General features: G+C 74.4%; 1 protein-coding gene. It reads left to right on the top strand.

Going from position 1 to position 10,455, the window contains the following annotated elements:
- The first annotated feature begins 2 nt into the window (after nucleotides 1–2).
- Nucleotides 3–10,442 carry a type I polyketide synthase gene (locus ACJX2R_RS20485; protein WP_413101308.1) on the top strand — a complete coding sequence of 3,480 codons (10,440 nt, stop codon included), beginning with the start codon at nucleotides 3–5 and terminating at the stop codon, nucleotides 10,440–10,442.
- Nucleotides 10,443–10,455: the final 13 nt, after the last annotated feature.

Genomic DNA, 10,455 nt, shown 5'->3' with positions numbered 1-10,455 from the left:
CCGTGGCTAGCGCGAACGAAGAGAAGCTTCTCGACAATCTGAAGTGGGTGACCACTGAGCTGCGCCGGGCCCGTCGCCGCCTGACCGAGGTGGAGGCGGACGCGCAGGAACCGATCGCCATTGTGGCGATGAGCTGCCGTTTCCCCGGTGGCGTCGGTTCGCCCGAGGATTTGTGGCAACTGGTCGCGGAGGGCGGCGACGCCATTTCCGGATTCCCCGCCGACCGCGGCTGGGACATCGAGGGACTGGCCGATCCCGACCCCGACCGCAAGGGCACCTTCTACAACAGCGGCGGTGGATTCCTCGACGGCGCCGCCGAATTCGACCCCGGATTCTTCGGCATTTCGCCGCGCGAGGCCCTTGCCATGGACCCGCAGCAGCGGCTGCTGCTGGAAACGTCCTGGGAGGCGTTCGAGCGCGCCGGAATCGACCCGACGTCCGTCAAGGGCAGCCGCACCGGCGTGTATGTGGGCGCCTCGGCCATGGGCTACGGCTCCGACGTCCAGGGCGCGCCGGAGGAACTGGAGGGCCTACTGCTCACCGGCGGCGCCACCAGCGTGCTGTCCGGCCGTATCGCCTACACCTTCGGCCTCGAGGGCCCGGCCGCCACGATCGACACCGCGTGCTCGTCGTCGCTGGTCGCGCTGCACTGGGCGGCCCAGGCGCTGCGGCAGCGCGAATGCTCGCTCGCCCTCGTCGGCGGCGTCACCGTGATGCCCAACCCCGATGTCTTCGTGGAGTTCAGCCGCCAGCGGGGCCTCGCCCCCGACGGCCGCTGCAAGTCCTTCGCCGCGTCGGCGGACGGCACCGGCTGGTCCGAGGGCGTCGGCGTGCTGCTGGTCGAGCGGCTGTCGGACGCGCGCCGACACGGCCACCAGGTGCTGGCCGTGGTGCGCGGCAGCGCGGTGAACCAGGACGGCGCGTCGAACGGACTGACGGCGCCGAACGGCCCGTCCCAGCGGCGTGTCATCCGCCAGGCGCTGGAGAACGCCCGGCTGTCCGCCGCCGAGATCGACGTCGTCGAGGCGCATGGCACGGGCACCACGCTGGGCGACCCCATCGAGGCGCAGGCGCTGCTGGCCACCTACGGCCAGGAGCGGCCCGAGGGGCGGCCGCTGTGGCTGGGCTCGCTCAAGTCCAACCTGGGCCACGCCCAGGCGGCGGCGGGCGTCGCGGGCGTCATCAAGATGGTCATGGCGATACGCCACGGCCTCATGCCCAAGACCCTCCACGTCGATGAGCCGTCGCCGACCGTCGACTGGACGGCGGGCGAGGTGTCCCTGCTGACCGAGGCCCGCCCCTGGGACGAGACCGGCAGGCCGCGCCGGGCCGGTATCTCGGCCTTCGGTGTGAGCGGCACCAACGCCCACACCATCCTGGAGCAGGCCCCCGAGCCGGAGGCTCAGGAAGATTCTCCGGAGTCGGACGGGGACGCCACCCCGGCCGCGAACGCCGCGCCGGTCACCGCCACCGTGCTGCCGTGGCTCCTCTCCGCCAGGAACGCGGCGGCGCTGCGCGACAACGCCCGGCGCCTCGCCGCCCACCTCGACCGCGAACCCGCCCTCGGCACCGCCGATGTGGGCCGCTCACTGGCCACCGGCCGGGCGGCCCTGGAGCGCCGGGCGGTGCTCGTGGGCGAGGACCGCGCCGCGCTGGCGGCGGGCCTGGAGGCGCTGGCGCGGGGGGAGTCCGCGCCGGGGCTGATCGAGGGCACGGTCGTCGAGGGTGAGACGGCGTTCCTGTTCACGGGGCAGGGGAGTCAGCGGCTGGGGATGGGGCGTGAGCTGTACGGCGCCTATCCGGTGTTCGCGGAGGCTCTGGATGAGGTGTGTGCGGAGCTGGATGCGCATCTTGAGCGGCCGTTGAAGGATGTCCTGTTCGGGGGCGACGCCGAGGCGCTGGATCAGACCGGTTTCACTCAGCCTGCGTTGTTCGCGGTTGAGGTGGCGTTGTTCCGGCTGGTTTCGGAGGCGTGGGGGCTGCGGCCTGATTTCCTCTCCGGGCATTCGATCGGTGAGCTGGCCGCCGCTCATGTGGCGGGTGTGTTGTCGCTGGCGGACGCGGCGAAGTTGGTGGCGGCGCGTGGCCGGTTGATGCAGGAGCTTCCGGCCGGTGGCGCGATGATCGCGGTGCAGGCGTCGGAGGACGAGGTGGCGCCGCTGCTCGACGAGCGGGTGTCCATCGCCGCGCTCAACGGGCCGTCGTCGGTGGTCATCGCGGGTGATGAGGACGCGGCTGTCGCGATCGCTTCCGGTTTCGAGGCACAGGGTCGGAAGACCAAGCGGCTCACGGTCAGCCACGCGTTCCACTCCCCGCGCATGGACGGGATGCTGGAGGCGTTCCGCGAGGTGGCCGAGGGGTTGACCTACGAGGCCCCGACGATTCCGATCGTGTCGAATCTGACCGGTGGCGTGGTGTCCGCCGAGGAGATCACGACTCCGGACTTCTGGGTGCGCCACGTCCGCGAGACCGTCCGCTTCCTCGACGGCGTACGCACCCTGGAGGCCAAGGGCGTCACCACCTTCATCGAGCTGGGCCCGGACGGTGTGCTCACCGCGATGGCCCAGGACTGTCTGACCCGCGAGGACGCCACTCTGGTGTCCGCGCTGCGCAAGGACCGCCCCGAGGCCGAGGCGCTGACCACGGCCGTCGCCCGCGCCCATGTGCGCGGTGTGGCGGTGGACTGGGCCGGATACTTCGCCGGTAGGGACGCCCACCACGTCGATCTGCCGACGTATGCCTTCCAGCATGAGCGGTTCTGGCTGGAGCCGGGTGCGGCGTCCGTAGGCGACGTGGCGTCCGTGGGCCTGGAGTTGGCCGGGCATCCGCTGCTGGGCGCTGCCGTACCGCTGGCGGAGACCGATGGGCTGGTGTTCACCGGACGGCTGGGTGTGGATACGCATCCGTGGCTGGCCGACCATGTGGTGCGGGGCGCGGTGGTGCTGCCCGGAACGGCGTTCGTGGAGCTTGCCGTCCGCGCCGGTGACCAGGTCGGCTGCGACCTGCTCGACGAGCTGACCCTGCACGCCCCGCTGGTGCTGCCGGAACGCGGCGGCGTCCGGCTTCAGCTGACCGTCGGCGCGCCCGATGCCGCCGGACGGCGGTCCCTGACCGTGCTGTCCCGCGCGGAGGACGCCCCGGCCGAGGAGCCGTGGACGCGACACGCCGACGGTGTGCTCGCCACGGGCGCGCCCCGGCCGTCGTTCGCGCTGACCGCGTGGCCGCCGCAGGGCGCCGAGGCGGCCCGTACCGAGGAGCTGTACGCGGCGCTCGCGGACGGCGGGCTGCGGTACGGCCCGGTGTTCCAGGGGCTCACGGCCGCGTGGCGGCGCGGGGACGAACTCTTCGCCGAGGTCCGGCTGGACGAGCCCGCCGCCTCCGAGGCGCAGGCGTACGGCCTGCACCCCGCGCTGCTCGACTCGGCGCTGCACGCGCTCGGCCTGGACGGCCTGGGCGACGGCGACGGCCAGGGGCGGCTGCCGTTCGCCTGGAGCGGCGTGTCGCTGTACGCGAGCGGCGCCCCGGCGCTGCGGGTACGGCTGGAACTGCGTGGCGCGGACGGTGTCCGGCTGGAGATCGCGGACGCGGCCGGTGCGCCGGTCGCCGCCGTGGAGTCGCTGGTCCTGCGCGCCGTGTCGGCGGAGCAGGTGCGGGCCGCGCGGGCGGCGTACCACGAGTCGCTGTTCCGCGTGGAGTGGACCCAACTCCCGGCCGGGGCGGGCGCCGGCGCGCCCGGCGGCGGTCGCTGGGCGGTGCTGGGCACGGATGCGTTCGGGTTGGGTGCCACGGCATACGCGGACCTCGCGGAGCTGGGCGAGGCCGTCGATTCCGGAACGGCGCTGCCGGAGTACGTGGTGGTGGCATCTCCAGCCCGTCCGGCGCTTGAGGACCGGGGTCCGGGGCGGAGCCCCGGTGGGGTCCAAGGGGCGGAGCCCCTCCACGCGGCGGAGCCGCATATCGATGCTGCGGGAAGGGGCGGGGTGGGGGAAAGCGCCTCGCCCGCCACCACGGCGCATCAGGCCACCACCCAGGTGCTGGGCCTGCTCCAGCAGTGGCTGGCCGACGACCGCTTCACGGACTCACGCCTGGTCCTGCTGACCTCGGGAGCCGTGGCCACCGAGGCCGGTGAGCCGGTGGCGGACCTCGCGGGCGCCGCCGTCCACGGTCTGCTGCGCACGGCGCAGGCCGAGAACCCGGACCGCTTCGTCCTCCTGGACATCGACGGCCAGGACGCGTCGCTCGCGGCGCTCCCGGCCGCGTTGGCGGCGGGCGAGGAGCAGTTGGCCGTCCGCGCGGGCGTGGCCCGTATCCCGAGGCTGGCCAGGGTGCCGGTCGCGGAGGAGACGACCACCGAGAACACTTTCGGCCCCGAGGGCACGGTGCTGGTGACCGGCGCGTCCGGTTCGCTGGGCGGTCTGGTGGCCCGGCATCTGGTGGCCGAGCGTGGCGTACGGCGTCTGCTGCTGGTGAGCCGTCGTGGCGGCGAGGCCCCGGGTGCGGAAGAACTCCGCGCGGAACTGGTCGAGTTGGGCGCCACGGTCAGCTGGGCGGCGTGCGATGTGGCCGACCGGGACGCGCTCGCCGCGACCCTCGCCACCATCCCCGCCGAGCATCCGCTGACCGCCCTCGTCCACACCGCCGGTGTGCTGGACGACGGGGTGATCGGCTCGCTGACGCCTGAGCGCATCACGCACGTCATGCGCCCGAAGGTGGACGCGGCATGGAACCTCCACGAGCTCACCCGTGAGCTGGACCTGACCGCCTTCGTGCTGTTCTCCTCCGCCTCGGGCGTGTTCGGCACCCCCGGCCAGGGCAACTACGCGGCCGCCAACGCCTTCCTGGACGCCCTGGCCGCACACCGCCGCGCCGAGGGTCTGCCCGCCGTCTCGCCGGCCTGGGGCCCCTGGGCGGGCGCCGGTATGGCCGGTGGGCTGGACGAGGCGGACATCAGCCGGATGCGGCGCGCCGGACTGCCGCCGCTGTCCCCGGCGGAGGGCCTGGCGCTCCTGGACGCCGCGCTCACCACGTACGAGGTGGCACCGGTCCCGATGCGCGTGGACGCCGTGGCGCTGCGCGCCCAGGCCGCGGCGGGCGCGCTGGCGCCGCTGCTGCGCGGGCTGGTGCGGGTCCCGGTGCGCCGCGCGGTGGACACCGCCGCGGGCGGCGGCTCCGCCCTGGCGGAACGGCTGGCCGGGCTGAGCGCGGCCGAACAGGACCGGTTGCTGCTTGAACTGGTCCGTACGCAGGTGGCGGCCGTCCTCGGCTATGCGGGCCCGCAGGCCGTCGAGGAGGGCCGGGCGTTCAAGGACCTGGGCTTCGACTCCCTGACCGCCGTCGAGCTGCGCAACCTGCTGCGCGAGGCCACCGGGCTGCGGCTGCCGCCGACGCTCGTCTTCGACTACCCCACCTCGACCGCCCTGGCGGGCCATCTGCGCCAGGAGATCGTGGGGGACCCGGCCGACGCCGTCGTCCCCGACCGGGTGATCAGCGCGGCGGACCGCGACGACCCGATCGCGATCGTCGCCATGAGCTGCCGCTTCCCCGGCGGGGTGCACTCGCCCGAGGAGCTGTGGCAGCTGCTGGTGGCCGGTGACGACGCCATCACCCCGTTCCCCGCCGACCGCGGCTGGGACCTCGCCACCCTCTACAGCGACGACCCCGACCTCGAGGGCACCAGCTACACCCGCGAGGGCGGCTTCCTGCACGACGTGGCCGACTTCGACGCCTCGTTCTTCGGCATCTCGCCGCGCGAAGCCCTCGCGATGGACCCGCAGCAGCGGCTGCTGCTGGAGACCACCTGGGAGGCGTTCGAGCGGGCCGGGATCGACCCGGCCGCGCTGCGCGGCAGCCGTACCGGCGTCTACATCGGCTCCAACGACCAGGACTACCTGACCCTGTGGCTGAACGAGCCGCAGGGCCTCGAAGGCCACCTCGGCACCGGCAACTCCTCCAGCGTGGCCTCCGGCCGCCTCTCCTACGCCTTCGGGCTCGAAGGCCCGGCGGTCACCATCGACACCGCCTGCTCGTCCTCGGTGGTGGCGCTGCATCTGGCGGCGCAGGCGCTGCGCAACGGCGAATGCTCGCTCGCGCTGGCCGGTGCCGTCACCGTCATGTCCACCCCGGGCGCCTTCCTGGAGTTCAGCCGGCAGCGCGGACTGGCCGCCGACGGCCGGATCAAGGCGTTCTCCGGTGACGCGGACGGCACCAACTGGTCCGAGGGCGTGGGCCTGTTCCTGGTGGAACGGCTCTCCGACGCCCGCCGGAACGGTCACCCGGTGCTCGCCGTCCTGCGCTCCACCGCCATCAACCAGGACGGCGCGTCCAACGGCCTGACGGCGCCCAACGGCCCGTCCCAGCAGCGCGTCATCCGGCAGGCCCTCGCCAACGCCGGTCTTTCGGCCACGGACATCGACGCCGTGGAGGCCCACGGCACCGGCACCACGCTGGGCGACCCGATCGAGGCGCAGGCGCTGCTCGCCACGTACGGCCAGGACCGGCCCGAGGACCGCCCGCTGTGGCTGGGCTCGGTCAAGTCCAACATCGGCCACACCCAGGCCGTGGCGGGCGCCGCCGGCATCATGAAGATGGTCATGGCGATGCGGCACGGTGTGCTGCCGCGGACCCTGCACGTCAGCGAGCCGACCCCGCACGTCGACTGGACCGCCGGGGACATCGAGCTGCTGACCGAGGCCCGGCCCTGGCCGGAGACCGGCCGTCCGCGCCGCGCGGGCGTGTCGTCGTTCGGCTTCAGCGGCACCAACTCGCACGCCATCATCGAGCAGGCCCCCGCCATGGACGCGGTCTCCGCGCCCGCCCCGGAGCGGTCCCTGCCCGTCCTCGCCTGGCCGGTCTCGGGCCGTACCGAGGACGCGCTACGGGCCCAGGCCGCACGGCTGCGCCCCTCCGTGGGCGCCGCCGGGGCCTCCGAGGGCGCCGCCGGGGCCGACGGTCCGCGCCCGCTCGACCTCGCGTACTCCCTGGCCACTTCGCGTGCCGCCCTGGAACACCGGGCCGTGCTGCTCGGCCGGGACGGCGACCTCCTCGGCGACCAGCTCGCGGCGCTGGCCGAGGGGCGTGGCGCGGCGGGGCTCGTCGAGGGCTCGGTGGCCGGTGGCAAGCTGGCGTTCCTCTTCACCGGCCAGGGCAGCCAGCGGCTGGGGATGGGTCGTGAGCTGTACGACGCCTACCCGGTGTTCGCGGAGGCGCTGGACGCGGTGTGTGCGGAGCTGGACGCGCACCTTGAACGGCCGCTTCACGAGGTTCTGTTCGGGGACGACGCCGAGGCGCTGGACCGGACCGGGTTCACCCAGCCCGCGCTGTTCGCCGTCGAGGTGGCGCTGTTCCGGCTGGTTTCGGAGGGGTGGGGTCTGAAGGCGGACTTCCTGGCGGGCCACTCGATCGGTGAGCTGGCGGCGGCCCATGTGGCGGGTGTGCTTTCACTCGCCGATGCGGCGAAGTTGGTTGCGGCGCGTGGGCGGTTGATGCAGGAGCTTCCGGCCGGTGGCGCGATGATCGCGGTGCAGGCGTCGGAGGACGAGGTGGCGCCGCTGCTCACCGAGCGGGTCTCGATCGCCGCGCTCAACGGTCCGACCTCCGTGGTCATCGCGGGTGATGAGGACGCGACGGCCGAGATCGCGGCTGTATTCGAGGCGCAGGGCCGTAAGACCAAGCGGCTCACCGTGAGCCACGCGTTCCACTCCCCGCGCATGGACGGCATGTTGGACGCGTTCCGCGAGGTCGCGCAGGGGCTCACATACGAGGCCCCGCGCATCCCGATCGTGTCCAACCTCACCGGCGAGCTGGTCTCCGCCGAGGAGATCACCAGCCCCGACTTCTGGGTGCGCCACGTCCGCGAGGCCGTCCGCTTCCTCGACGGCGTACGGACGCTGGAAGCCCAAGGCGTCACCACGTACGTCGAGCTCGGCCCCGACGGCGTTCTGACCGCCATGGCCCAGGACTGCGTCACCGAGGCCGACGTGGCGGGTTTCGCCGCCGCGCTGCGCAAGGACCGCCCCGAGGCCGAGACCGTCACCACCGCGCTCGCCCAGGCGTATGTCCGGGGCGCCGAGGTGGACTGGGCCGGGTACTTCGCCGGGACCGGCGCGCACCGCGTGGACCTGCCGACGTACGCGTTCCAGCGCCGCCGCTTCTGGCCGGACACCGCCCCGGGGGCCGGGAACCCGGCCGAGGGCGCCGTGGACGCGGTGGACGCGCGGTTCTGGGAGGCCGTGGAGCGCGAGGACTGGGAGTCGCTCGCCGGTGAGCTGCGGGTCGAGGGCGACCAGCCGCTCAGCGCGGTGCTGCCCGCCCTGTCGTCGTGGCGCCGCGCCCAGCGCGAGCGGTCCGCCGCCGACGGCCACCTCTACAACGTGGTGTGGAAGCCGCGTCCGCAGGGCGGCCGGTCCGGCTCCCCGGCCGCGTCCGGTTCCCCGGCCGGGTCGGGCGCCCCGGCCCCGTCCGGCACCTGGCTGACCGTCGTCCCGGCGAGCCACGCCGACGATCCACGGCTCACCGCCGTGGCCGACGATCTGACGCGGCGCGGCGTACGGGTCGTCACGCTGGAACTGGACGCCGCCGACACCGACCCCGCCGCCGTGGCCGACCGCCTCGCCGCGGCGTCGGCCGACGGCCCGGTGGCCGGGGTGCTGTCCCTGCTGGCGCTGGACGAGCGGCCGCACCCGGAGCATCCGGCGGTGCCGGTCGGCCTCGCGCTGACCGGTGCGCTGGCCGAGGCGCTGGCGCGGCGGGGCGACGACGCCCCGGCGCGGCTGTGGTGCGCCACCCGGGGCGCGGTCTCGACCGGCGGCGCCGACCGGCTGGACAGCGCCACCCAGGCCCAGGTCTGGGGCTACGGCCGGGTGGTCGCCCTGGAGCAGCCCGAGCGCTGGGGCGGTCTGGTGGACCTCCCGGAGACCGTGGACGAGCGGGCGCTGGACCGGCTCGCGGCCGTGCTCGCCGGGTCGGACGACGAGGACCAGGTGGCGATCCGCGCCACCGGGGTCTTCGTACGCCGTCTCGTCCCGGCCCCGCGCACCGCGGCCACCGCGGCCGCCGAGCCCTGGACGCCGCGTGGCACCGTGCTGGTGACCGGGGGCACGGGCGCGCTGGGGCGGCATGTGGCCCGCTGGCTGGCCGACCACGGCGCGGAGCGGCTGGTGCTGCTCAGCCGCCGAGGCCCCGACGCGCCGGGCGCGGCCGAGATCGTGGCCGAGCTGTCCGGCACCGACACCGCCGTGACCGTCGAGGCGTGCGATGTGGCCGACCGCCACGCGCTCGCCGCGCTGGTGGAGAAGCTGGCCGCCAACGGCACCCCGGTCCGGGCCGTGGTGCACTCGGCCGGGATCTCCCAGGAGCCCGGCACCGGCACCGAACTCCCCGAGTTCGCCCGGATCGTGGCGGCCAAGACGACCGGAGCGGTCCACCTCGACGCGCTCTTCGGCGCGGACGCCGACCCGCTGGACGCCTTCGTGCTCTTCTCCTCGATCGCCGGGGTGTGGGGCAGCGGCGGCCAGGGCGCGTACGCGGCCGGAAACGCGTTCCTCGACGCGCTGGCCGAACAGCGCCGGGCCCGTGGCCTGCCCGCCACCTCGGTGGCCTGGGGCCCGTGGGCGGAGGGCGGTATGGCCGCCGAGGGCGACGCCGAGGAGCAGCTGCGCCGCCGTGGACTGCCGCCCATGGCACCGGAGTTGAACATGGTCGCCTTCCAGCGGGTGCTCTCCCGCGAGGAGACCGCCGTGACGGTGGCCGATGTCGACTGGGAGCGTTTCGCCCCGGCCTTCACCGCCGCCCGTCCCCGCCCGCTGATCGACGATCTGCCGCAGGTGGCCAAGGCCCTGCGCGGCGGTGGCGACGGCGGGCCGGCGGACAAGGCGGCGGCCGACGGCGCGCCGGGCCTGCGCGAACGGCTCGCCGGGCGGTCCGCGGCCGAGCGCGAGGACGCGGTGCTGGAGCTGGTCCGCACCCATGTGGCCAGCGCCCTCGGCCACGCCTCCGCCGACGAGGTCCAGGCCGGGCGCGCCTTCAACGAGCTGGGCTTCGACTCGCTCACCGCGGTCGAACTGCGCACCCGGCTCGGCGCGGCCACCGGCCTCAAGCTGCCCGCCAGCCTGGTCTACGACTACCCGACACCGGCCGCGCTCGCCGCACACCTGCTGACCGAGCTGGTCCCGGACGGACCGGGCCACGGCCCCGGCCACGCCCTGCCCGATGTGGACCTCGATCCGCAGGACGCCGAGCTGCGCCGCACCCTGGCCACCATCCCGATGAGCCGGATCCGGGAGGCCGGGCTGCTGGACACGCTGCTCAGGCTGGCCGATCCACAAGCCGCCACTTCCGACCCCAGCCGCGCCGAGGACGAGGCGGAGTCCATCGACGAGATGGACGTCCAGCACCTCATCGACATGGCGCTCGACCTCGACAGCCTCGACGGCAACGATTCCTGACGCGGGCCCAAGC

The sequence above is a fragment of the Streptomyces sp. Inha503 genome (assembly GCF_047215865.1).
Classification (GTDB): domain Bacteria; phylum Actinomycetota; class Actinomycetes; order Streptomycetales; family Streptomycetaceae; genus Streptomyces; species Streptomyces lycopersici.
The sequence above is the reverse complement of the archived record's forward strand: the minus strand, read 5'-3'. Positions and strand labels throughout refer to the sequence as shown.